General features: G+C 37.1%; 23 protein-coding genes. 7 read left to right on the top strand and 16 right to left on the bottom strand.

The genetic code is table 11. From position 1 onward, the window contains the following. Nucleotides 1-360: 360 nt before the first annotated feature. The 6 genes from CUN59_RS21305 to CUN59_RS03750 all read right to left on the bottom strand — a co-directional run bounded on the left by CUN59_RS21305 (nt 361) and on the right by CUN59_RS03750 (nt 6,298). On the bottom strand, nt 361-534 hold the full coding sequence (locus tag CUN59_RS21305) for a PIN domain-containing protein (RefSeq protein ID WP_165790150.1): 174 nt from the start codon (nt 532-534) through the stop codon (nt 361-363). Next, nucleotides 531-752 (bottom strand): hypothetical protein, encoded by a 222-nt coding sequence (locus CUN59_RS03770; protein WP_104386581.1) that lies wholly within the window; start codon nt 750-752, stop codon nt 531-533. The genes CUN59_RS21305 and CUN59_RS03770 overlap by 4 nt, the downstream gene beginning before the upstream one ends. A 117-nt stretch (nt 753-869) precedes the next feature. Then, nucleotides 870-1,337, bottom strand: coding sequence for a HesA/MoeB/ThiF family protein (locus tag CUN59_RS21635; protein ID WP_207765360.1), 468 nt, complete (start codon nt 1,335-1,337; stop codon nt 870-872). Nucleotides 1,338-1,641: 304 nt separating this feature from the next. Then, nucleotides 1,642-2,883, bottom strand: a complete 1,242-nt coding sequence (gene argJ, locus CUN59_RS03760) for a bifunctional ornithine acetyltransferase/N-acetylglutamate synthase (protein WP_104386690.1) — start codon at nt 2,881-2,883, stop codon at nt 1,642-1,644. 525 nt (nt 2,884-3,408) lie between these two features. Then, nucleotides 3,409-4,890 (bottom strand): Asp-tRNA(Asn)/Glu-tRNA(Gln) amidotransferase subunit GatB, encoded by a 1,482-nt coding sequence (gene gatB / locus CUN59_RS03755; RefSeq protein WP_104386580.1) that lies wholly within the window; start codon nt 4,888-4,890, stop codon nt 3,409-3,411. 307 nt (nt 4,891-5,197) lie between these two features. After that, nucleotides 5,198-6,298 (bottom strand): glutamate--cysteine ligase family protein, encoded by a 1,101-nt coding sequence (locus CUN59_RS03750; RefSeq protein ID WP_104386579.1) that lies wholly within the window; start codon nt 6,296-6,298, stop codon nt 5,198-5,200. Between the two features lie 284 nt (nt 6,299-6,582). Between CUN59_RS03750 and CUN59_RS03745 the strand changes: the two genes are divergently transcribed. Together CUN59_RS03745 and obgE are read left to right on the top strand one after the other, a co-directional pair. Then, nucleotides 6,583-7,263 carry a Mo-dependent nitrogenase C-terminal domain-containing protein gene (locus CUN59_RS03745; RefSeq protein WP_104386578.1) on the top strand — a complete coding sequence of 227 codons (681 nt, stop codon included), beginning with the start codon at nt 6,583-6,585 and terminating at the stop codon, nt 7,261-7,263. A 290-nt stretch (nt 7,264-7,553) separates the two neighbouring features. Beyond that, nucleotides 7,554-8,582: a GTPase ObgE gene (gene obgE / locus CUN59_RS03740; protein WP_104386577.1), complete on the top strand. Its 1,029-nt coding sequence runs from the start codon at nt 7,554-7,556 to the stop codon at nt 8,580-8,582. A 36-nt stretch (nt 8,583-8,618) separates the two neighbouring features. Here the strand turns inward: obgE and CUN59_RS03735 are convergent, their stop codons facing one another. From CUN59_RS03735 to CUN59_RS03690, 8 genes are all read right to left on the bottom strand, one after another. After that, a complete protein-coding gene (locus CUN59_RS03735) occupies nt 8,619-11,300 on the bottom strand; it encodes a P-loop ATPase, Sll1717 family (RefSeq protein WP_104386576.1) in 2,682 nt (893 codons plus the stop codon). After that, nucleotides 11,297-11,737, bottom strand: a complete 441-nt coding sequence (locus CUN59_RS03730) for a HEPN domain-containing protein (RefSeq protein ID WP_104386575.1) — start codon at nt 11,735-11,737, stop codon at nt 11,297-11,299. Before CUN59_RS03730 ends, CUN59_RS03735 begins: the two co-directional genes overlap by 4 nt. A gap of 181 nt (nt 11,738-11,918) precedes the next feature. Then, complete coding sequence (locus CUN59_RS03725; RefSeq protein ID WP_104386574.1) at nt 11,919-12,875, bottom strand: NAD-dependent epimerase/dehydratase family protein; 957 nt, start codon at nt 12,873-12,875, stop codon at nt 11,919-11,921. A gap of 537 nt (nt 12,876-13,412) precedes the next feature. Beyond that, nucleotides 13,413-14,990, bottom strand: a complete 1,578-nt coding sequence (locus CUN59_RS03715; protein ID WP_104386572.1) for a B12-binding domain-containing radical SAM protein — start codon at nt 14,988-14,990, stop codon at nt 13,413-13,415. A 157-nt stretch (nt 14,991-15,147) separates the two neighbouring features. Then, nucleotides 15,148-16,512 (bottom strand): ArnT family glycosyltransferase, encoded by a 1,365-nt coding sequence (locus CUN59_RS03710; RefSeq protein ID WP_133163995.1) that lies wholly within the window; start codon nt 16,510-16,512, stop codon nt 15,148-15,150. A 141-nt stretch (nt 16,513-16,653) separates the two neighbouring features. Beyond that, nucleotides 16,654-17,082: a hypothetical protein gene (locus CUN59_RS03700; protein WP_243406861.1), complete on the bottom strand. Its 429-nt coding sequence runs from the start codon at nt 17,080-17,082 to the stop codon at nt 16,654-16,656. A 634-nt stretch (nt 17,083-17,716) separates the two neighbouring features. Continuing rightward, nucleotides 17,717-19,075, bottom strand: a complete 1,359-nt coding sequence (locus CUN59_RS03695; protein ID WP_104386568.1) for a DUF3370 domain-containing protein — start codon at nt 19,073-19,075, stop codon at nt 17,717-17,719. A 38-nt stretch (nt 19,076-19,113) separates the two neighbouring features. Continuing rightward, nucleotides 19,114-19,656 carry a pyroglutamyl-peptidase I family protein gene (locus CUN59_RS03690; RefSeq protein WP_104386567.1) on the bottom strand — a complete coding sequence of 181 codons (543 nt, stop codon included), beginning with the start codon at nt 19,654-19,656 and terminating at the stop codon, nt 19,114-19,116. Nucleotides 19,657-19,737: 81 nt separating this feature from the next. On the opposite strand from CUN59_RS03690, the gene hisH reads away from it, so the two are divergent. Beyond that, on the top strand, nt 19,738-20,373 hold the full coding sequence (gene hisH / locus CUN59_RS03685; RefSeq protein ID WP_104386566.1) for an imidazole glycerol phosphate synthase subunit HisH: 636 nt from the start codon (nt 19,738-19,740) through the stop codon (nt 20,371-20,373). A gap of 172 nt (nt 20,374-20,545) precedes the next feature. Beyond that, the gene (gene rsmD / locus CUN59_RS03680) at nt 20,546-21,154 is read left to right on the top strand and encodes a 16S rRNA (guanine(966)-N(2))-methyltransferase RsmD (RefSeq protein ID WP_104386565.1); all 609 of its coding nucleotides are present in this window, start codon (nt 20,546-20,548) and stop codon (nt 21,152-21,154) included. 6 nt (nt 21,155-21,160) lie between these two features. Here the strand turns inward: rsmD and petG are convergent, their stop codons facing one another. After that, nucleotides 21,161-21,274, bottom strand: coding sequence for a cytochrome b6-f complex subunit V (gene petG, locus CUN59_RS03675; RefSeq protein WP_013191177.1), 114 nt, complete (start codon nt 21,272-21,274; stop codon nt 21,161-21,163). 203 nt (nt 21,275-21,477) lie between these two features. Between petG and CUN59_RS03670 the strand changes: the two genes are divergently transcribed. The 3 genes from CUN59_RS03670 to CUN59_RS03660 all read left to right on the top strand — a co-directional run bounded on the left by CUN59_RS03670 (nt 21,478) and on the right by CUN59_RS03660 (nt 23,497). After that, the gene (locus tag CUN59_RS03670) at nt 21,478-21,852 is read left to right on the top strand and encodes a c-type cytochrome (protein ID WP_104386564.1); all 375 of its coding nucleotides are present in this window, start codon (nt 21,478-21,480) and stop codon (nt 21,850-21,852) included. A 332-nt stretch (nt 21,853-22,184) separates the two neighbouring features. Continuing rightward, a complete protein-coding gene (gene pyrF, locus CUN59_RS03665) occupies nt 22,185-22,895 on the top strand; it encodes an orotidine-5'-phosphate decarboxylase (RefSeq protein ID WP_104386563.1) in 711 nt (236 codons plus the stop codon). Then, complete coding sequence (locus CUN59_RS03660; protein ID WP_243406860.1) at nt 22,895-23,497, top strand: hypothetical protein; 603 nt, start codon at nt 22,895-22,897, stop codon at nt 23,495-23,497. The genes pyrF and CUN59_RS03660 overlap by 1 nt, the downstream gene beginning before the upstream one ends. Nucleotides 23,498-23,541: 44 nt before the next feature. Here the strand turns inward: CUN59_RS03660 and hemJ are convergent, their stop codons facing one another. Then, entirely contained in the window at nt 23,542-24,126 is a 585-nt protein-coding gene (gene hemJ / locus CUN59_RS03655) for a protoporphyrinogen oxidase HemJ (RefSeq protein ID WP_104386562.1), read from the bottom strand. Nucleotides 24,127-24,332: the final 206 nt, after the last annotated feature.

The raw sequence follows: 24,332 nt of genomic DNA, 5'->3' as shown, positions 1-24,332 counted from the left end.
ACTTTGTATACCAATTCACTAAAATCCTGATACTTATGAATTAGTCTTTATATTGTTTCCCATTTTTGGATTTGACTGGTTTTTTAATTTCTGGTATAATAAATGACTTTTTTCTCTAGTTAATTGTTGTAATTTTTTAAACTCTGCTTCACCTTGCTTTAAATAAGTATCAATTGCTTCACGGTTAGCAAGATAGAAGGCGATCGCGCCATAAACTTGTTCTAATGACAGTAAAGGAAAGTTTTGGGCTATAATTTCAGGAGCATCTCCAATTCTTCAAGGAGTCCGGTATCTAGGTTAAGTGAATAGATACCCGACTTTTTAGAGATGTTGATTTGTACTTTTTCTCATTTACTCAGATTATCTTAGGTTTTCAAAAGGATTAATTACCAGAATATCTATCCCTTCTCCAATGGTGATGACACTCAGAAGTAGATTTTCTGGATTTAAAGTTTTAATCCACTCTATTACTGTTTGATTTGGTTGTTTGGCAATTAATTCAGAAACGATATTTGTATCTAAAATATAGTTCATAATTCTATGTTGCGGTTATCAAAATCCTGGTCACGTTCTAAATCTAAATCTACTCCAACTAAAGGAGAATTTTGTAATACTTCTACTAGGTTTTTAGATGTCGTTGGAATTGGCTGATTTTCTATTTGTCTAGTTAAATAATTGATTAATTCTATTTTTTCTTCTGTTGTTAAAGTATCTACTTGTTTGAAGAAGTTTTCCAAGGTTAAGTTGTTCATAGTTATTTTGCTGATCAGGTCTATTGATATTGTAACATATTTGCATTTTGTCTGATAGCGAAGTGTGGTGTAGTCATATCAGGATGTCCAGGATTTCAGGATTTTCAGGATATGAGTTTATCTCATGTCTATCCATTCAATATTATTTGTCCCTTGTGATATTCTCATATCTTGCCATTCAATTTTTACATTTGCTTCTATTTCTAAAGTATTCAAAATATCAGATTCAGGAATTATATCATAGTTAGTTGTTGGGAGATTAACTAACATTTCTGGTTTTAACCAAGATTCACCATGAGGTTCTAATACCCTTTGACGGGCAATTTCTACTTTTGGTAAACCGACATCAGACTCTCGAAATAAAACCGAACGAGTGAGGTTAGTGATGGAAACTGTATCAAAGTCAATAACTGTGATATTTCCCACACCCACCAAAGCCAGATTTTTTAAGACTTCGTTCCCTAAAGCACCTGCACCAGCAACTAGGATTTTAGCTGCTTTTAGTCGTTGCTGATCCCACCAATCAATGAGATGATGACGATCATAACGACTCTCTTGGTGATCTGTGATAACAAAAGACTCCATCTGTATGTTTTATAGGTATATTTATATTTTACCCAATACTTAGTAAAAAGCAACAGGTATGACAAGAAAAAATAGATATGATCATAAATATAACACGCAGATTTAACTGTGTTTAGCAATGTCAAATATTTTTTGATCAACTGTTATCGGTGGGATGCAATACAATAGAGGGCGGGAAACCCCGCCCCTACCGAATAATTGAGGAGATTTAAGGGCGAGGCATTTGGGCAATAACATATCTCTGAAACGATTGATTTTATGTCCGAGTGCTTTCCTCTGTAATCTCCAAGGCTAATTAATCTATTTACGTCGTATACTCAGCATTAATCCTCACATAATCATAGCTGAGATCACAGCCCCAAGCCTTACCAACACCATGACCATGACCTACACCGACGGAAATTAACACCGTATCCGATTGCAGATATTCACCACTAGCTGCTGCTTGCAAATATGCACTGGCCGCAGCCTTATCAAAAGACAAAGGTTGACCATTTTCAAACAGTAAAATATCACCTAATTTAATAGAGAGATTTTCCTGTTCAAAAGGAACTCCAGCCCGTCCAGCAGCCGCCGCAATCCGTCCCCAGTTGGGGTCATGACCAAAAATGGCCGCCTTCACTAAAGAAGACCCCGCAATGGTTTTGGCAATTTGTCGCGCTGCTAATTCATCATGTGCGCCACTGACTTGAACTTCGATTAAACAGGTTGCCCCTTCTCCATCACGAGCGATCGCTTTTGCTAAATGCTGACATACTTCTGTTAACATAGCTTCTAGTTTCTGGGCTTCTGCACCCATTTCCGTAATTGCCGGGGTGCGAGATTCACCATTAGCTAAAGCAATTAAACAATCATTGGTACTAGTATCACCATCCACAGTGATAGAATTAAAACTTCTATCTGCCGCCCTGGTTAACATTTGTTGCCATAGAGTCGAAGATACCGCCGCATCACAGGTAACAAAGGCCAACATTGTCGCCATATTGGGGTGAATCATTCCCGAACCTTTGGCAATACCGCCAATTCTCACCGGGCGATCATGTATAGTTGTTTCTAAAGCAATAGATTTTGTAACTAAATCTGTAGTAATAATTGCCCCGGCGGCTGCATCTGAACCCGTTTCTGATAGTGCGGCCACAACCTTGGGAATACCACCCCGCAAAATATCCATTTTAATCCGTTGACCAATTACGCCCGTAGAAGCTAATAAAATGGATTCCGGGTTAATACCTAATTCCTGGGCTAATAAGTCTGCACATTCCTGGGCATCTTTCACACCTTGTTCACCTGTAGCGGCGTTAGCTTGTCCCGCATTACAGAGAATAGCCCTAGCACTGTGTTTTCCTTGCAACATTTGACGGCAGTAATCTACACAGGCTGCTTTGACATGGCTAGTGGTGAATACACCAGCAGCGATCGCCTCCACATCTGATACTATTAAAGCTAAATCCGGCAATCCCGAAGCCTTTAACCCCGCCGTAATTCCTCCAGCTTTATACCCTCGCGCTGCTGTCACACCACCAGAAATTATTTGCCAGTCTGCCATAATTTTGCTCACAATTATATTTATCCTTTGTACTTTCCCTGACTTATCCCCTTGGGGTTGTCTGATAGGGTTCAGTATTTATGTCTATATGTGAGTTTATCTGTTGTTGACAATCTTTTTTTTACTGGCAAAAAATTAAGTAGGTTGGCGTTAAAAATCGTCATTCAGGACTTACGCACAAGTCAAGAAAATAAATAAAAGAGAGCCACTTGGATAGCTCTCTAGAATTATCAGGGTGCATCTACTTAGCACAATATAGCATTATAGCACTGAGGGGCATAACCCCTTTATTTAAAGTTTGTGTAAATAAATAGGGTTTGCTGAAAAAGTTGTCTGTGAGGAGAGGGAATAGTTCTTAAAATCCGCAAAACCCCTATTAATAAACGGTTATAGCTTTATTAAGCAAGCCCTAAATAGACTCTGTTTCCTATATAAAGAAAGAGAGCTAATGTGAACTAGCTCTCCCGGTAATCAAGTTGCGTCTTTCTACCACATTGTACTATGTTCAGGGTGAGGGGTGTTACCCTACACTGACGCGTTAAGTTTTTCTTCTACCAATTGATTGGTAAGTTTGGGTTCTGCGCGTTTGTCGGTTTTTTTCAGGACTTGTCCTACAAAAAAGCCCTTGAGGTTGGTGTTACCCTTGCGGTATTTTTCTACTTGTTGGGGGTTAGCGGCAATGATTTCATCAATAATCGGTTCAAGAATAGTACGATCTGAAATGAGTTCTTGACCGGCAAAAGCTTCTTCGGGAGAAACACCATTTAATAAATCTGTGAGTTTTTCCTTAGCTTGGGCGTTGCTAATTTTACCATTTTCAATCCGGGTAATCACATCTGCTAGGTTAGCCGCAGTCAGTTTAATTTCGGAGATGGTGAGTTTTTGTTTATTTAAGTACCCAGCGATATCTTGAGTAATCCAGTTAGCTGCGGATTTAGGATTTGCACCTAAAGCAATCGCACTTTCAAAATAGTCTGCCACTGGTTTATCCTCAGTTAAGACCCTAGTATCATAGGCAGAAAGTCCCAATTCATTTTCATAATGATGACGTTTTTGGGCGGGTAGTTGGGGTAATTCACTTAACCATAAGTCTAATTCTGCTTGGGTGACTTCAATGGGAGCTAAATCCGGTTCGGGAAAGTAACGATAATCACTAGAACCTTCTTTCACCCGCATACTACTGGTGCGTTGTGAACCTTCTTCCCAAAGCCGAGTTTCTTGAATAATCTTTTCTCCTGCTTCAATGGCGGCGATTTGGCGTTCAATTTCATAATCAATCGCTTTTTGAATCGCACTAAAGGAGTTCATGTTCTTAATTTCTACCTTAGTGCCAAATTTCTCTTGTCCTACGGGACGGACAGAAATATTCACATCACAACGCAGAGAACCTTCTTGCATATTGCCATCACTGACACCAAGATAGCGCACAATCCGCCGCAGTTCTTGGGCATATTCAGCCGCTTCTTGGCCAGTTCGCAAATCCGGCTCAGAAACAATTTCTACCAAAGGAACACCAGCGCGGTTATAATCCACAAGAGAATAGCTAGAACCTGATAACCTTTCACTACCTGCGTGTACGAGTTTTCCCGCATCCTCTTCCATGTGTAAGCGAGTGATACCAATACGTTTCCGGGTGGGGTTTCCTGCATCATCTACCAATTCAATTTCTATCCCACCATCTTCTGCTATGGGTAAATCATATTGAGAAATTTGGTAATTTTTCGGTAAATCAGGATAAAAATATTGTTTGCGGTCAAATTTACTATACCGAGCGATTTGACAATTTAACGCCAAACCAGTTTTCACAGCGTATTCTAAAACCTTAGCGTTAAGTACGGGTAAAACTCCTGGTAAACCCATACACACAGGGTCAATGTTAGTATTGGGGTCAGCACCAAAAGCTGTAGAACTATTGGAGAAGATTTTGGTGTTGGTACTGAGTTGACAATGGGTTTCTAAGCCAATAATCGCTTCGTATTCAGTTTTTACGGGTGTAGCTGTGGTCATATCCAGATTTTTCGGTTTTTCTGATTTACTACTATTTTAGCGGTTTTGTCCTGATATTCAGGGTTGTAATTTTGTGAGGTCATACCCAGATCCCCGACTTCTTTGATTGATTGTGTCCATAAATGATAAATTTATCTAGTACCATTTCTTTGTAAAGTTGTATATAATTTACCCCCCGGCTACGGTGTACACACAAGTCTTATCTGTCTTCCTTTTGTGCTTATTTAGCCCCCTAAATCCCCAAACTTGGGGGACTTTGAAATTCCTATTCCCCCAGAATTGGGGGTTAGGGGGTATTAAAACCCTATTAGGGTTTGTAAGTTTGCTTGAGAGTGGTTTCAATTGAACCTACTTTTTGAAAGTAGCTAATTAATTCATGAGATTTTGTTTTTTGCTCTGATAAAATTAATTTGAGAGGCACTAAAAATTCAATATCAGGATCATCTTTGAGGGCAATTTCAGCCAACTCTAAAATTTTGGTAGTATTGACTAAAATATCTTCATTTTCAAAGCCATATTTAGCAGAAATCTGATGTGATCTGGCATCAGGTATAATCGCTCTACCGGGTAAAGTTTCATCTAAAATTAAACCTTTTAATAAAGCTAATAACCCTGCATAAATAGCGAAATTATCACAACTATCACAAGCTTTAAATTCTATTCTGCCAATTTCTGTGGGAATGCGAGCAACCTTAGTTAATGAAGGTACACTTTTAATTAATTCTGCTGCTGTTTCTACAAAAACTAAAGTTGCGGATCTTTTCCCAGTTCTGATAAATGTTCTCACCGATAAACCTTCCCATAAACCCCCATGATAAAAAGGAGAACTATAAGTAAAAGGGATAATGTAAGGACTATAATAATTTAACTTTTTGCCAATATCAATTAATCTTTCTGTTGGCAAATTTCTCAAAGAAATATTTAAGTCTGGTCCATAAGAAACCATGTAAATATGGGCAGTTTGTTCATCGGGATAGGCTTGTAATTGTCTAATTTCAAAATCATTTAATGGTGGTTGAGGTTCAAACACAGAAGTATAGGGATTAAAACTAGCTAAAACAGGTAAGAAGCCAAAACTAGCAGCAACATCAGTTAATAAATTAAAACTAGCTGTTAATTCATCAATTGCACCCTGTATAGTGGAGTGGATAGTGGTTCTAATTTCAATGCCCTTTGCTACACAGTCAACTACTTCTTCAGAGTTGTTAAACCTTTCAAATCCTTCAATATACCAACGCTTTTTTTTAATACCCGCATCACCAACTCTTAATTGTGGGTAATCATGGGGATAGATAGGTAATTTGTCCACAATTTGCTGAAAATCTGCAAATTTTGTATTATGGAAATCTGCGAATTTTCCTTGATGATTCAGAAAAGCCACTTCATGTTCAATTCCAAAGCAGAACATAGTTTATTCCTAGTTAGTGAGAAATATAATCCTAAGTATTCAGCTATCAGCCTTCAGAATTGAGCTTTTTTATAGACTCTGAATCCTGACTACTGAATTATTACGTATAATCAATTATATCTGTAATGTCTAGTAGTTAAGCAACTGATATATTGACGACCGTGGGGAAAATTGTGGCAAATCTTAATTATTAGTTATATTTCTACGAATTGAATGTACAGAATTTTAGGCTATTTTCAGGTAACTTAAATATTGAGTAATAAAAATTTGAGGCGAAAGTTTTTATGACAAGTGCTGCTGAAACCCCCTACACTAGCGAACAAATTGCCGCTTGGTTACGAGGACTTTTGACAATTGCTTGGGCTGATGGTAACTTTGATGCTCAAGAACAGGAATTAATTACTAATCTTACCAAAGATGAATTAGATCCTCATATAGACTGGGAAACTCTAGAAATAATTACACCAGATGAGTTAGCAGCTATTTTAGGGAAAGGTACACCTGCGGCGGAAAATTTCTTGCGGACTGCTGTGATGGTAGCGATCGCTGATGGTACATACTCTACCAGTGAAGATGAAGTTTTACACCAATTTTGTCAAAAATTGGCACTGCAAGATAATTTACTCACGGCCTTACGTCATACTCTAGAAGATAAGGTTCAAACACAAGATTCCCATTCCCTCTCTAGTGGACTGCAACCCCACCACCCAGATGCTTTAACTCCTCTACGTCATTGGTTAGATGGGTTAGATATTCATGATCCTAGAGTTGCCCGCTTTTTGTGTAAAATGATTCCTTCCCAATGTCCTTTTGAAAGAGATGTTACTCTTTTTGGTAAGAAAATAGTTCATATCCCCCCAATGTGCAAAATTAACCCCCTCTATGAACAATTAGTTGGTTTACGTTTCCGCGCCCTGTCTTACCTTGCAGACAAATGTGATGAAGATGTAACGCCTTATATTTAATAGAACTTACGCACAAAATCATGGAATAACGATAGCGAAGCGTGGCGTTAGCCATACCACTCCAGGTACAGAGGACAGGAAGAAATGAGGGTTTAAGAGATATTTTGCGTAGGTCCTATTTAAATTTAGTTGTCATAGCAAGTGACAGATGACAGAGTTGAAAAGATTTTGGGGTAAGGCCGTTTAGGTTAATTTTGTATCTCATTCGAGTGCATACCGCTATAGTAGTCAATTGTTAGCGTAATTGACTACTAACAACTGATAACTAACAACTGACTAATAACTAAATTATGCAATTTATAGACCAATCAGTAATTGAAGTAGAAGCAGGTAACGGAGGCGATGGTATTGTCGCTTTCCGCAGAGAAAAATATGTCCCCGCCGGCGGGCCTTCTGGTGGTAATGGTGGCAAAGGTGGTTCAGTCATTTTCGTGGCTAATACCAACCTCCAAACCTTATTAGATTTTCGCTACAAACATCTGTTCAAAGCTGAAAATGGAGAACGTGGTGGTCCAAACAATTGTACCGGCGCAGGTGGAAAGGATTTAATTATTGAAGTTCCCTGTGGTACTGCTGTTTATGATGCAGTCACCAGTGCTTTAATCTGCGATTTAATTGAACCAGGACAAAGTTTTCGAGTGGCTGAAGGTGGAAAAGGAGGTCTAGGAAATCAACATTTTTTAAGCAATCGCAACCGCGCACCAGAATACGCACTTCCGGGATTAGAAGGTGAAAAAAAGGTATTACGTTTAGAGTTAAAATTGTTAGCAGAAGTGGGAATTATTGGTTTACCAAATGCTGGTAAATCAACTTTAATTTCTTCTTTATCGGCTGCACGTCCGAAAATTGCTGATTATCCTTTTACTACTTTAGTGCCTAATTTGGGTGTAGTTAAAAAACCCACTGGTGATGGAACTGTTTTTGCTGATATTCCCGGTTTAATTGAAGGTGCTTCTCATGGTGCAGGTTTAGGTCATGATTTCTTACGTCATATTGAACGCACGAGAGTTTTATTACACCTAATTGATGCTACAAGTGAAGATGTAATTGCTGACTTCCATACTATTCAGGAAGAACTGAAAGCCTATGGACGAGGTTTAGCTAAACGTCCGCAAATTTTAGCATTAAATAAAATAGATGCGGTTGATAGGGAAACTGTAGATTTAGAAGTTTTAGCTACTCAATTAAATCATCTAGCTTTAGCGCCAGTTTTCATAATTTCGGCTGTAACTCGCACTGGTTTAGATCCCATGATGCAGGAAATTTGGCGGATTTTAGATGAAATTAATGCTTTAGAAGCCCAGGAGGTTGCGGTTTAATTGGTGGGTTGATTTTGTTGTTTTAACTTAGTTTCGCTATCGTTGTCCCTTACGAACCATCCCCAGTCCATACAGGTACAATTCAGTAACTGCATAGACGCGAGGAGGAGGATCTTTGGGACGAGAGCGTTCCGTCAAAATACCAGCGTCAACCATATCCTGAATACGCAGTGATAATTCACCACCCTGCAAATTCCATATCTCAGATAACCTATCTTCATTAATAGGAGAGCGTTCTCCTTGAAGTCTTTCTAGCAATTTTTCTAGTTCAGGATATTCATTACGAACCTCAGCGACACGCTGATGAGAAACACTAGGAAAAGCATTAATTAAAGCTTTTGGTCGCAATGTTATTTCTAAGGGATATTCTGTAGGAAATCCTTTTTCAATTTTGACAGCTTCTTCTAAAAGTAATATTAAACTGCGTGGAAAACAATTTTTTTGTCCATCTGCAATACGAGTTCTCACCCAATTATAAGTATAGGCTTTATTACCACTGCCCATGCGTTCACCCCACAGGGGATAAAGACTTTGGCGCAATTGTTCCAGCACAATTATATCCAATCTTTCAACAGTAACTCCTCCCAAAGATTTGCGTAGAGATGGAGAACTGGTAAGAGCTTGACGGAGTACAAGTCGCCAGAGATCAGCTTCCTCCCAAAGTAATTCTAGTGAACGTCCGCTATAATGTCCTGTATTAGTAAAGTTAAATTGCTTCCAAATATCTTCACGTAAAAATATTTTCGGGACAATTTGTTTGAGATTTGTACCACTTTCTAACCACCAGGCCAGCAAAGCTTCTAGGGATCTTCTCCGTCGAGCATAATCTTCTGGACTAGAACCAAAACCTGCATCTAGTTCATCATATAATAGCCATACTATTTGATTTTTTGCTTGTAATGCTCGGTCAATTAAACGCAGTTCATCAGCAGCTTGTGGTTTCTTATTTGGTGAGTTTGATCTTTCTACTAGCCATGAAATAATATCAGCATGAGCAGGGTTTTCTTGATTACTTAATGTCACTAACTTTTCATCTAAACCAGGTAGTGAACGTAATTCAGTTAAACGATAACAAAGTTGTAAAAGAGCATAATTGAGCCAGAAAAATTGCCAGTCATTTGTACCAGCTTGATTTTCATAGCTTTCAAGATCAAACCTATCTAAAATTGTACTTGATACTCTAAGTTGACCATGACCAGAAACAAAGTGAACATGATCTAAATTGACATCAGATTGAGCTAGTTTTTTTGCTGCTGTTGGTTGTTCTACAAACAATCTAAACAATAGGCTTTTACCTGTTCCTTTAGCACCACGAATTAACCAAGTTTTATTACTTAAAAATCTAGGAAAATCTTCTGTACGTTGGAATATTTCGGAAATGTTTTCTGGTTCTAGTTCTTGTGCTGTAGCAGCTTGAAATTTTAATTCATTAAGGATCTTTTTCCGATCATCAATAGTTTTATTAACAATACTGGGTTTGATATCGGGTAAACTAGCATCAATAGTATCGGCAATTGGTATATATTCATCTAATAAACTTTTGGGTACATCATTAACCAAACTAGATAGAGTTGTGATGATAGGATTATAGAAAATTGTATGATGTAGTTCATCAATTTTTGCACCTGGAGATATGGATAAATCATCTTCATAGCAATATTGATCAATCCAATTTTCAACTTTTATGACTAAATCTTTATAGTGATTAGGTGTAACTGATGGAATGGGAGTTAATAGAAATCTGACATCAGGTTTACCCTGATATTGTTTTTGTTTCAGAATTGCCTTGATCACCCAACGTAATCCTTGAAAACTTTGATCAGTTGGTGAAAAACAAATTATTGCTGTATCGGCTAAATCGAAAAGTGTAATTGCAGCTACATCATTAAATCCAGGACGAGCATCAATTAAAATTACATCTGGTTCTAGTTGCTGTTTAATATCTTCTATTAGTTGCTTGACTGGATTTTTGGCAGTCCGATAAAAAGAACGCATATCTAAATCAGCTAACCGATGAATATAATTTTCATCATATTCTCCTACAGGTACTAAATAAAGTTCCCCACGAGTTTGTAAATTTATTTGTTGAATACAATCAAGAATATTAGGAATATTTTCTTCAGGAGTTAAAGACCTTTGGTGTAGATAATCTAAGACTCCTAAATTTTCTCCAGAGTTTTTTTCAATTTCCTGTTGAAACATAACTGAAATTCCCGGAGCTTCTAAGTCAAAGTCTACCATGACTACACGGCGATTTCTTTTTGCTAGTATGCCTCCTACTAAACCTAATGCTGTGGATCTACCTACACCACCTTTAAATGAATAAAAGGTGGCAATTAAAGGTTTTTTAGTGGGAATATCTTCATCCACTTCTACCGCTTGATCCGGTTCGGGAGCCATTAAAATATCTGACCAAAGTGGTACTTTAATATACTGAGGAGGTTGTTTTATTGCTTCTTCCGGTGTTAGTAATTCATAGCCGGATATGGGATATTGACCAAGATTGAAATTAGGTTCAATATTTGCTAATAATTCATCTATTTTTTGTTCTCTTTCAATTAATAATTTACCCTCAAATTTTTTAGTAACTATCCTAATTTTTATCCAACCTAATGAAATCCTTTTAACACTCACTTCTACTTGTTCATCTTCACGGCTAAGATTTTCATATAGGTGTTGATAAATAATGTTAGGTGTTAAGTTTATATTTTCTATCATGATGCCTCGTTTTGCTTTGCTAGAAAAAATCTGTGTAATATTTTTACTGCTTCTATAAATTCTTCGCTCTCCTTTTCATCACCGTCTCTATTTGAATACCTTAATTCATCATTAAGCCAAACTGATGATACTAAATTCCAGGCAGGTTTATAAATACCTCTTCTATCTAATTGTATGCTGCGTTTAATAGATTCTAGCTCATTGAGTAAGTTTGTTAAATTATGCAAACTAGCACCTTGAATTTTCTGGAAAACGGTTGTTTCTTTAAAGTGGTTTTTTCGTTGTTCATAACATATTAGAGATTTTAGCGCACACTCAACTGCATAACCACCTAGATAAATAGCACCCGTCCAACGTTTTTGTTTATGTAATGTTTCAGCATCTTCTAGACGACGACGAGAAGCACCTAGTTGACACTTTCTATGATAAGTATCCATAAAAAGATGTATCTTGATTTGAGAATGTAACCTGGTTAAATTATGTCAGTATTTTAACCCCAAAATATTAATTCATGTAGGAATTACCGTTATTATAAGGGTTTTGGTGGGGAATACCCACCTTACAAAATAATCAAAATTCTCTACTTTGATTTTCACAATTAAGATGAGTGTACTAAATCTAAGTTCTCCGTTTTACACCACTAATTTTTAAAACATCAGTCATTGTTGCACAGTAATTTTGTAAATTAAAACTACTAGGATTAATGGCATTAGCGTAGCGAAAATGCCGATAATTCATGCAGAATCTATCCCAAGCTGCCATTTGAATACGGAATAAGGCAATAATCACATTAGCTAAACCTAAAGATAGAGGAATGCGGAAGTAAATCTTTTTATTTAAATAAGCGCAAACTTCATCTATAGCTTGATTAGCAGTTAAGCAAGATTGTCCTAATACAAATCGGCGCGGATCTCCTGATTGTGGTGGATAATCAATAAAGTATCGCACAACTGTAGCAATATCTTTACCATGAATAAAGTGAAAACTGCCGTCAGCTTGTAAAAACCGAATGATATTAATATAGTTAGTAACTTCAGGAATACCTGATGTGAGATGAGAATATGGTTTTGTGTCATCACCACCTAAAACTAAAGTCGGAAAAACTGTGGTAATTTTGGGAAAAATAGCTAATTTTTCAATTTGATGTAAACAATTATATTTAGAACGGATATAATCTGTACCGATTTCTCCAGCTTCTTTAAGTGGTTGATTATCTTGATTTAACACACTCGCAGTAGAAAAATAAATTACCTGTTCACATTTTTCTGAATTTAGCAAATTCATTAATTCGATAGTTTTGAAGACATTAATATCAAAAATGCCCTCACCACCCCAGGAGGTGGCTGTTAATACTGCAATATCAATTGTTTTGAGTAAATTCTCAAATTTACTAATTTCTTGCATATCACCCTGGAGAATAGTGATACCTGGACGGACTGTAGTATCAACCTGTAGTTTATTGGGATTTCTAACTAGTAGATACAATTCGTGATTAGTATTTTGAATTAAACTTTCACTGATATAGTGACCGATACAGCCACTTGCACCTGTAACTAAAATACGTTTTCTGGTCATTGTTTATATCTTAAATTTTAGTAGCACCACGATATTTTACACTTAAACCAGGATTTCTCACAAGGGAGTAAAATCACCGACGTAAGCAAAATTTGGAACTACAGTCACAGATTAAACTTCAAGCATAGTCAGAATCACGGATTAGACGGATTAAAATTCAATTTTGAAAATTATCTTATAAGATTGGTGTACCTAATTTACTTTAAAAGTGCTGTATAATTCCAATCATCTGAAAATTAACTACGATTGGACGCGACTTTGCTTGCTTAACTTTGAACTGTTCTGGTATAAGTAGGTTAGGGTTAAAAATTGTCCTTGGGGCAAGGGAACAGGGAACACCGAAGAGAGTTTTGGGCGATTTTACTTTTCTTCACATACCTTTAAATTTTTCGGTTTACCTACTTACTATCTGTATTATTTGGGGTCATGCTTTAACTGCTGGAATATTTGTACAATATAGATTTTGGCAGTTTTTGACCCCTATTTTCTTTTTATCTATGAGAAATCCGGGTATAAGTCCCGGAACGTCTTTACGGCTTAACTAACAGTTTCTAACTGTAAAATTGTTGCTTTTTTGTTCTGTTCATGTTGTTGTAATTCTGCCAACTCTGATTCTATTTCCACCTTGACTTCATGACGGAATTTAAAGAAATGCTCGCCTACGCCTAAAGCAATTAAATAATCATATAATAGATGAGGTTTAAGCCGTACCATTGTAATTAATTGCTGCCAAAATACAAACCGTGTAGAACGCAATACTCCCTGTCGCCAACAAATAGACATTAAAAACTGGATCTCTGATTTAGTTAAAGTTCTTTGATATTTAGCCCGCCAACCTTCTATCATCATAAAATGTTTAAAAGTCCTTTTTAGGTATGGCATAGGTTCATATAAATTCCAAAAAGTTTCAATAAATTCATCGGCAATTTCCGAAATTGGCCGGGTAGGAACAAAATTCATTAAGGCTTTTTGAGAACCCAAAAATTCACCCAAACCATCTATTAACCGTCCTTCTTTTTGCAAGCGAGTCCACATGGCTGTATTAGGTAGTGCTTGCAATAAATTAAGATGGGCTTGGGGAATACAGGTTTCTTCTACAAATTCTTGAATCCGTTTACCAGCACCTGGTTTTTCACCATCAAATCCTAAGATAAAACCAGACATTATTTGTAAACCTGCTTTAGTAATTTTATGGCAGGATTCAACTAAGGAAGTCCGCGTATTTTGTTCTTTATTAATTCCTGCTAAACTATCTACATCAGGGGTTTCAATTCCCATGAATACCATGACAAAACCAGCTTTTACCATCAATTCTAGCAATTCATCATCTTCTGCTAAATTCAAAGATGCTTCTGTTAATAAGGCAAAGGGATAATTACGTTTTTCCATCCAAGGAATTAATTCCCTTAAAAAGACTTTAGCATTGCGTTTGTTACCAATAAAGTTATCATCAACTATAAAGACATAACGCCACCAACCCATTTGATATAATACTTCTAATTCTGCTAATATTTGTTCTGGTGTTTTCGTGCGTGGCTTTCTACCAAACAGAGTAATAATATCGCAAAATTCACATTGGAATGGACAACCTCGTGAAAATTGCACAGTCATTGCTATATAAGCATTTAAATCCAATAAATCAAATCTTGGTAAGGGAGTTTGGGTGACATCTGGTTTTTCTGTAGCGCGGAAAATTCCCTTTTCTTCTCCCTTTTCTAAAGCTTCTAAAAACATGGGAATAGTGATTTCCCCTTCATCTAAAATTAAATAATCTGCTCCTGCTTCGATCGCAAATTCTGGGACAGATGTGGCAAATGGTCCTCCCACTGCCACTTTTTTACCTAATTTTTTACCTTTTTTAATTAATTCACCAAAATCCTGTTTTTGGATGATCATTGCAGAGATGATGACTATATCGCACCATTCCCAATCTGCATCTGTTTCTAAACGGACATTGCGATCGCTTAATCTCAATTCCCAATCACTCGGTAACATTGCTGCAACGGTGATTAAACCCAATGGGGGATTAGTAGCACGTAACCCAGCTAAATCAAGAGTTTCCTGATAAGACCAGAAGGAATTAGGCATTATCGGCCAGATTAATAAGGCTTTCATCAAGCATATCCCCCGGAGTTGTTTTCTGTTCAAAACCCATTTATTACAACTATAAAAGCTGCGTCATCTGGGTTTTATCTCTCTAGAGGTACAGATTTTTTGGCGTTGCTGAAACCAAGGATAAATTTAGGTGTAAAGATGTTCCACCGGAACGTTTTTACACGGGTTTCGAGTAAATAATATTAACATTTAACAAAATTGAAATGATGATTGTAAATACCGCCGTGAACCTGGCCAAAAACTTTGTCCGTCGAGATTGAATTAAACTATGAACTAAAAAAGGTGTAATTAGTAAACAAGTAAAGACTATAAATAAATACTTGGTTATCGCTAATTCTAGCCAAAACTTACCTAATCCATACTGTACACTGTAATTAAAACCCCATGCTACTATAAAAATATTTATTAAACAAGCACTAAGAAAATCTGGTTTGCTGATAAAATTATGCCAAAATATGGCTAATGCTAAAAACAAAAAAGGAAAATAGGGAATTAGATACCAAGCATAAAAATGACTTTGTGAACCGGTAAATAAGAGCATAAATGAATATGCAATAATAGGAATATAAATAAGTAGATATTTTATTCTAGCCTGATATGCTCTAAAAACTGCAATCAAAATTAACCAACTAAAAGTTAACCAACTATCTTCAAAAAATACCGGATACAAGATTATTTGTTTAAACAAGAGAAAATTATCAAAACGTTCACTATGGGATTGAATTATTTTGATAAAAAGTTCAAAATCATAAATACTACCATAAATAAAATAAAGAGAAAATATCAATAAGCCAATCATAAACACTACTAAGCTTTCGCGCCATTTATGGCGATAAATTAGCAGTAGACAAAGCATAGGTATAAGGAAAAACCCAGTTATTTTAGCTAAAGATGCTATCCCAGCCACAAAAGCAGAAATATAAAGATATATTAAATTACTAGATTCACGATATTTTAAAAACAAAAGTAAGGTGGATAAACTTAAAAAAAGAATGAGATTTTCGCTAACTGCTAACCTAGACAGGAAAACAGTATTAGGATTGGTTGCAAAAATCAAAGTAGCGATAATGGCAACATGAGTATTACATAATTTTAAACTGAATATATATAGTAGGGAAATAGCCAGAATCCCCAATATTAATGATGGAATTCTCATAGATGTTAAGGTGCAATCATAAAAAGTATTTGCTCCTCCTAAAATTGCCGCACTACCAACTATTAAACTAAACAAAGGGGGATGATCTAACCAGGGAGTTACTAACTGATAAATACCTCCTTTCCAATTTACTGTAGGAATATCTCCATAGGCTAATAACCAAGACCAACTAGTAGGAATATGATCTTTAATTAAACTCATCCCACTCCAAGCAAAAGCATATTCATCCTGAGTCCAATTATGTTCAGGAATTTGATCATAGTTATAGATTCTAATGGCAGCACCTAGTATGGTAATGATTGTACAAAAAAACAAATCTCTACGAGTAAATAAACTCGTTAAAAATGGTGAGATTGAATCTAGCACTTGTATAAGTTATATTATTAATACTGACTATAAATATTATAATTCTGATCTATTTTATAGACACGGCATTTTGGTATATTTATTACCAGTTGCCGAAAAATCATATTTTCCACAACTGGCATAATTAAACATTATTGATTATTAACTTGATTTATGCTGATCCATTAAACTATGTCGAGAAAAAATTCCTTTCAACTTCAAATTAGTTAATGCAGTAATAGAATTGATTAGTTCTCGTTGTTGAGAAGTTAAATCTAAGGTTTCTAGAGATTGGTCAAGATTATTACCATTGTGTAATTTATTGATTAACTGATTACGTTGAGATAAATCTAAAATGGCGGCAATTTCTCGATTACGACGCTGACGTATACCTTGCAGGGCTTGATGTTCTTGAGGTGTTAAATCATTTTCAGATAAACTAATACTATCTTCAATATCGCTAGAGTTATTAAAAACGTGATTTGCTGAAGCGACAGGAACTTCCCAAGATAAAAAGGTAACAGCAAAAATAAGAGCCAAAGTCAATAACCGTTGTGTTAATTTATTAATCATGTTGATCTTGATGTTCATAACAGCTTAAGTCAAATTCTAGTCTGAGGAATAGTCACTTAGACAATTTTCCTATTTATGGGTGCTAGGTGGCAAAGATAAAAAAATATGGATCTGCACTTATTTGATAGAACAAGCTTACTAATGCTTGAAAAGTATAAATCCTGAGTTCAAGTCAGGGAAAAGAAAATCCAGCTTTTTCTATATTGAATGTGAAACAAAGTAGATAATGTTTTCTCTATGAGTAAACTCAGAAATTGATAATAAAGAAAAATAAAGCAGATTGCAGATAAATCTAGTAAAAAATTGCTATCAAAAATCCAGGGAATTTTACTGCTGTAGGGGTTTAGCACTGCTCATTGGTGTTAACGGAAGTTAAAAATGGCTTATCTGTTGCCTTCCACAACCGCCCTAGGGTGTACACAGAAGTGATCGAATTTAATCAAGCCCTCACCCCCAATTCTGGGGAAGAATTTGAAAGTCCCCCAAGTTTGGGGGACTTAGGGGGCGAAATAGGCACAAAACGAAGCAGCCACAACCGCCAGGGAATAAATTCCCTGTCTCATAGCTCAAGTCCGTTAAAACGGACTAATAAATTTTCGTAGTGTTTAGTTAAGTTAACGCTCATGAGCATTCCGCAAAATCTCTATTTATCCTATTTGTTTTGAGTTGACACGGTTAAAACCTGCGGTGGTGAAGCGTCCGGTGGATAAAGAAAGTCCACTTGGACTAAAGACATATCTCCTGGTTTTATATTCAATGATACTAAAGATTCTCCCGTTTGACCACGTTTTTGCACTAAATGGATAAATTTATTTTGCCATTTTCCCTGTTTTTGATAACGCAAGCGCACCGTCCCTCGAAAGAAAACTTGACGCGCTGGAGAATTTAAAAAGCGTAGTCCAGGTTTACTTAATTGATTTTCTTTGAGAGGTGTTTGTAATGTAACGCTGACAGTTTGTTCATCTTGCGTATTATTGTATAAAGGTAACTGGAGACTATATTGAATACCATAGTTACCATGAGCATAATAAGCGGTATCAGGATAGCGGACTAACATGGGTGCGGTTTGAATTTGATTTGTACCGAAAGTTCCCCCATGTAAGGTACTCAAACCGTAGGAAAACGCCGCCCCAGGTTGAGGAATGGTTAAATACTTGCTTTTGGGTTCATCTACTACATAAGCTCGCCACTGAGAACCCCTTGATATTCCGGCGACACGCCCGTAAATTGTCGGTTTATTGTTTCCTTCTATGGGTGTGGGGATTTTATCTCTAGGTGTGGATAATTCACCATTATTTAATAAATCTTGCCATTCTGTTAAATTGGGCGATCGCTCACTACCATCAGTATTTATACGTGCAAACATCGCTAAACTAGCGGCGTAAATATTACCATTACTTCGCAATCGCAGATATGTAGAACGACCATTTAAGGGGGGTGTTAATTCTTTAACGGGAATTGGTAAATTTAATAACATCTGGCTTTCCCCTGGAGGAATGACAATTTGGGGAGGAAAAATATCTTGTCTTATCCCCCTCAAAATATCAGACATCACCCGACTACCGGGCCCAGAAAAAACCATTCCTAAATCATTTGCAACTACAGACGGTAATTCCTTAAATGGTGCATCTGGTTGACTTAAATAACTCGCACCTTGCAAGATATTTACTGTCACTGGTTGAGAACCAGGATTATGTAAGATGATGCCCAAATAGAGAGAACGTAAATTTTCCGCTGGGTCAGCTTTAGCTATATGATGGGCAAAAATATCAAATCGGCCTCGCAAGGGAAAATCTAAATGGGCTGATGTAACTTTTTTCCCCGTTGCTGGAAATGTCGAAAGTAAAATTCCTTCCTTTAATACCAGTTCTGGACTATTGCTATTAAATACCGGTATTGCATCCAATGTTCCCGGCAAAGGACGCACTGATTGTGTTTGTAATATTTCTTCGGCTGGTGGTGTGACAGGTACAGCTTGGGCAAGGGTGAAAGCAAGTAATAGTGGCAACATAACACTGAATAAATTTGTGCAAACAGACGTAATATTTTTTAGAGAAGTGCCAAGTTATTCATCATCAAAATGAAATCAGTAACAATCGCTATCAAATTTTCTTGATTTAAAATTGGGACATGAACAAAAATACACTTAATGGACAGTTGGGACTGGTGTAAATAGTCTAAGACAGAATAATAAACTCCCTCGCAAACAAACTTACCACAGTCATAGCTAATCTCAACTGCTGCTGTTCCCACTAATAATTTTTCGATTTCAACGGTGGTTTGCAAAATATTTTCGGCACAATTTATAGACTCTCCAGGGAAGATGGCGGTACTACAGGCAAGGACTTCTACAGTTAATTGGGAACGACTGGCAGCCATACCACAACAAATGATGTAGTCGGGTTGAAGTTGATTAATTTTGGCAATGACTTGAGAACTTGCTAGTTGCACATCTACAGGAAGACGACGCAAAAAATATAAATCATGGGGAACTGAAGCCATTTTGGCTAGTTGGAGTAATAAGTCATCGGATGAATTTGACTCTTGTTCACTCAGCCAAACGTCAAAAGAAGTTAATAGTATTTTCTTCATTTGATGAAATATTATCGAAAATGTTATTTAGAATTAGAATAATTAAATGCCCTCCCTCATAAAATTACAAGGAGCAGCTAAATGCCAGTGATTGCAGTTGTTGATTATGATATGGGAAATTTGCACTCTGTCTGCAAAGGATTAGAAAAAGCTGGTGCAACTCCTCACGTGACTCATTGTTCTCAAGAGTTGGCAAAAGCAGATGCTATAGTTTTGCCAGGAGTAGGAGCATTTGATCCGGCGGTACAACATTTGCGATCGCGTGGTTTGGAACAACCGATTAAAGATGCGATCGCTTCTGGTAAACCCTTCTTAGGTATTTGTTTAGGATTACAAATTTTGTTTGAATCTAGCGCCGAAGGAACGCTACCAGGACTAGGAATTGTCCCCGGAAAAGTTTGCCGTTTTCGTTCCCAACCAGGGTTAACAATTCCCCACATGGGTTGGAATCAACTGCAACTTACCCAACCAAAAAGCCCTTTATGGGAACATTTACCTATTGATCCTTGGGTTTATTTTGTCCATTCTTTCTATGTTGAACCCACAAATCCCCAAGTTCGGGCGGCAACTGTTACTCATGGTGATCAAACTGTTACCGCAGCGATCGCCCATGATAATCTCATGGCTGTCCAATTCCATCCAGAAAAATCATCAAATGTCGGGTTGCAAATCCTATCTAATTTTGTGGCTCAAGTCCACGAAAAAGTTTTTGCTTAACAAAAGTTTTCAATATTTTGCAGTTGTGAAACTTTGATACCATCATCTGCTACTAGCTAAAAGTTCAAGATCAATGATAAATAATTCCTGGATGGTACAAGCCTCCAGATTTATCTCTGGAATCAATCCGAAATCCAAAATCCAAAATCCAAAATCGGATGATCAATAAGTAATGAGTCTGAGAATTTACGGGAATCGTCTGCTTAAAACTTTACCAGGTGAAAGTACCAGGCCTACCAGTGCGCGAGTTAGACAAGCATTGTTTAATATTTGGCAGGGGACAATCAATGGTTGTCGCTGGTTGGATTTGTGCGCCGGTAGTGGTTCAATGGGTGCAGAGGCATTATGTAGAGAAGCCAGCCTAGTGATTGGCATTGAACACTCTAGTCAAGCCTGTGCTATTATTCAACAAAATTGGCAACACGTAGCCAAGCCAGAACAAAAATTCCAGATATTGCGGGGAAACATCACCCAACAGTTAAAAAAATTATCAGGTCAAAAATTTGACAGAATATATTTTGATCCACCCTATGCCAGTGGATTATATGAACCGGTATTACAAGCGATCGCTCAATATCAGCTTTTAGATCCCCAGGGAGAAATAGCAGTCGAACATCATCACCAAGATTGGACTCCACCAACTATCCCCAACTGGGAAATTTGCCGTCAAAAAACCTATGGCAACACGGGCTTAACGTTTTATCAGGAAACAGGGAGCAGGGAACAGGGAGCAGAGAACAAGGAAAATTTTCTTCTTCCTTCTGAACTCCTGACTCCCTAATTAATATCAGCCGCCCAATTCAGTAGGACGCTTATATTGTTTGTAAGCAGCGTAGAATAGTCCGCTTAAAGTCACAAAAATCAAACCAAGCACAATACCTGATAATAGGGGTTCAACCACTGTAAAGCTCCTCGTTACAATTGCAAAAGATTCGTTTCCTGTTTTTGATTTTACCAAATTTGGCATTAATGCCGCGTCCTATCTGACTTTTAAATCTAAATACTAAATAAAAATCATGATTTGTACTTGCGAACACTATCAAGAAATTTTAAGCTATGTGTAGGAAATGAAAATTTGCACATTGTCAGCACCACCCTTTTGTTTTGGATAACCAGCTAATCAAACCTGAAACCCTCATTCAACAGATCCTTATCTTTATCGTAGCGATGCTGATAGCCCTCCCATTAGTCCTGTTTGGGATCGAAATGGTAAAAGCTTCTGATCCCTATGTTAAAAGTGTTTTATCCCATCAGGGCAACCCAGCCCAGGGAAAAGCCATTTTCCAAATTAACTGTGCTGGTTGTCATGGTTTACAAGGAAATGGCCTAGTCGGTCCGAGTTTACATGACATCTCCAAATATAAATCCCGCTATGGACTGATTCATCAGGTAACTAGCGGTGACACGCCACCCATGCCCAAATTCCAGCCTAGTATCGAAGAAATGGCAGACCTTTTAAGCTATTTAGGAACTCTGTAAATATTTCTAAATCGCTTATACATGATTATATCAGTACGATTAGTGGTTTGTTAAGCACAAGCTACAAAAATCTTCACCACAGAGTAATAAATTTATATTACACTTTGTTTTAATTTAATAAAAGTCTTTACAACTATATTTAGATGTGACTATGATTATTGTTGAGTTATTCGACATTTAACTTACACAGAATTTACGCAACTGGCACATTGGTAGGGTGTGGTTCGGCAAGCTCACCAACCATGTCAGATATTACAAATCTGTTTATTGATAGAATTTATGCAGTCTGACGCACCCTAGGTATCTTTTCATAAATCAAATATTATTCCTATATGAATGAAAAAATCATTGTTCCTTTAGATGTACCAGATTTAGACAGTGCGATCGCTCTGGTTGATAAACTTCCCCAAGTCACTTTCTGGAAAGTTGGTTTGGAGTTGTTTACTAGCACTGGACCCAAGATTTTAGAAGTTCTGAAATCTCAAGAAAAACGGATTTTTCTCGATTTGAAATTTCATGATATTCCCAACACGGTCGGCGGTGCTTGTCGCGCTGCTGCTGGTTATGGGGTAGATTTATTAACAATTCACGCAACTTGTGGTAAAGATGCTCTCAAAGCGGCGGCGGAAGCGGTGCAAATTGGGGCGGAAAAAGCCGGGACAAAACCACCGAAATTAATTGCTATTACATTGTTAACCAGTATTTCAGCACGACAATTAGCGTTTGATTTGAAAATTCCTTTAGAATTGCCAGAATTTGCTTTAGAAATGGCACTTTTAGCCCAAAATTCAGGTTTAAATGGGGTCGTTTGTTCTCCCGAAGAGGTGCAACAATTAAGAGCAAGTTGTGAAAAAGACTTTTTACTGGTTTGTCCAGGGGTGCGGCCAACATGGGCTGACAAAGGAGATCAAAAGCGATCGCTCACTCCCTCCCAAGCTATCACCGCCGGTGCAGATTATCTCGTCATCGGTCGTCCCATTACTGCGGCCGCTGAACCTGAGTTAGCATGGAATCGGATTGTAGAGGAGTTAAATACAGTGTGATGAACAACAAAATCAGTAGGGGTATAGGCATTGAAAAAAAGGTATATTTCTCCACAGCTTTAGGGCTTTCGTTGTTGATAACCTGTAGTTATTTTCACTTCCCTGTACTTGCTAAAAATATTACTCCTAAATCTATAAATTTAGGGATTAGTAATTCCTGTTCTGAGCAAAGCCTAGAAACTTTAATACCTCGGTTAATGTTAGATTTACCTAGCTATACTAACCGAGTGATTCAGCGTTACCGTCGGTTGAGTCGAAATTATGAGACTTTTTCCTACATTCTGGCTGCGGGTAAACCAGAGTTTGTATCTTTACCATTAAATCCTGGTATTGATAATGGAGATAATAATAAAGTAGAAGGAGTAAAACAAGTTTTCTTTACTACCTTAGAACGGAAATACACCAATAAAAAAGCTGTAGAATTACAAGAATTCCACAGGCTATTTTTAACGAAAACTAACATCGGGTGGAATGTCGTCATGATGTTTTCCCAAACCGGTGAATATCCAGTTAAACCACCGATTGCACCACCGAGAGATAGTAGTGATGGAGCGATCGCTCAAGGTGTTAAACTATGGTTACGGGATTGTCACAGCAATTAAAAAATCAAAAATTTTTACTCAGTTACCTGTCCCATTTCCTAGTCTTAATTTTGTGCTTGGGGAACTTGGTTTAACGCTGCTGTCAGCTTTTCCTTATTGCGTCTGCGGATTTTGGCGTAAAGTTGAATACTCACAGCCATAAAAACGACTAACCCAAAAATTAACCAAGCAGTGAGGTCAGTGGGTAAATTATTCTTGAAGATAGCCAACATGACAATTACAACTAATAGCAGTGTGGGAGCTTCATTTAAAGCGCGTAGACTTTGCCCACTCCATTTACATTCATCTGCGGCTAACTGCTTCATTAATCTACCGCAGTAATAATGATAGCCAATTAAAATCCCTACAAATCCTAATTTAAAATGTAACCATGGTTCTTGCAAAAGGTCTGTGTTAGTAGATAAGATACCAATAGCCATTGCTACTGTTACACACATCCCTGGAGTGGTAATAATATCGTAAAGACGCTTTTCCATGATTTGATACTGGTTTTTCAGTATCGTTTTTGCTGGTTCTGGTTCTTGGTTAGCTTCAACATGGTAGATAAACAGACGTACAAGGTAAAATAAACCCGCAAACCAAACCACAAATCCAATAATGTGAAATGCTTTAAACCACGAATAAGCCATGAATCCTAACCTACCTTAATCAATGTACAGATGATTGCATCTATTTCCATTATCAGGTTAGGGTGATTTCTAGCAAGGATGGGGATAAATTAAGAAGTGTGAACTTTATATCTGGATAGACAAATTTTTTTATGTAGCAATCCTATTTGATTGATGAACGGAATTTGTGAACTACCACACACTGGCCTTCGGTACAGTGTGGACTT

The sequence above is a fragment of the Cuspidothrix issatschenkoi CHARLIE-1 genome (assembly GCF_002934005.1).
Taxonomy (GTDB): domain Bacteria; phylum Cyanobacteriota; class Cyanobacteriia; order Cyanobacteriales; family Nostocaceae; genus Cuspidothrix; species Cuspidothrix issatschenkoi.
Note: the sequence above shows the minus strand (reverse complement) of the source record. Positions and strands in the feature narration are given on the sequence as shown.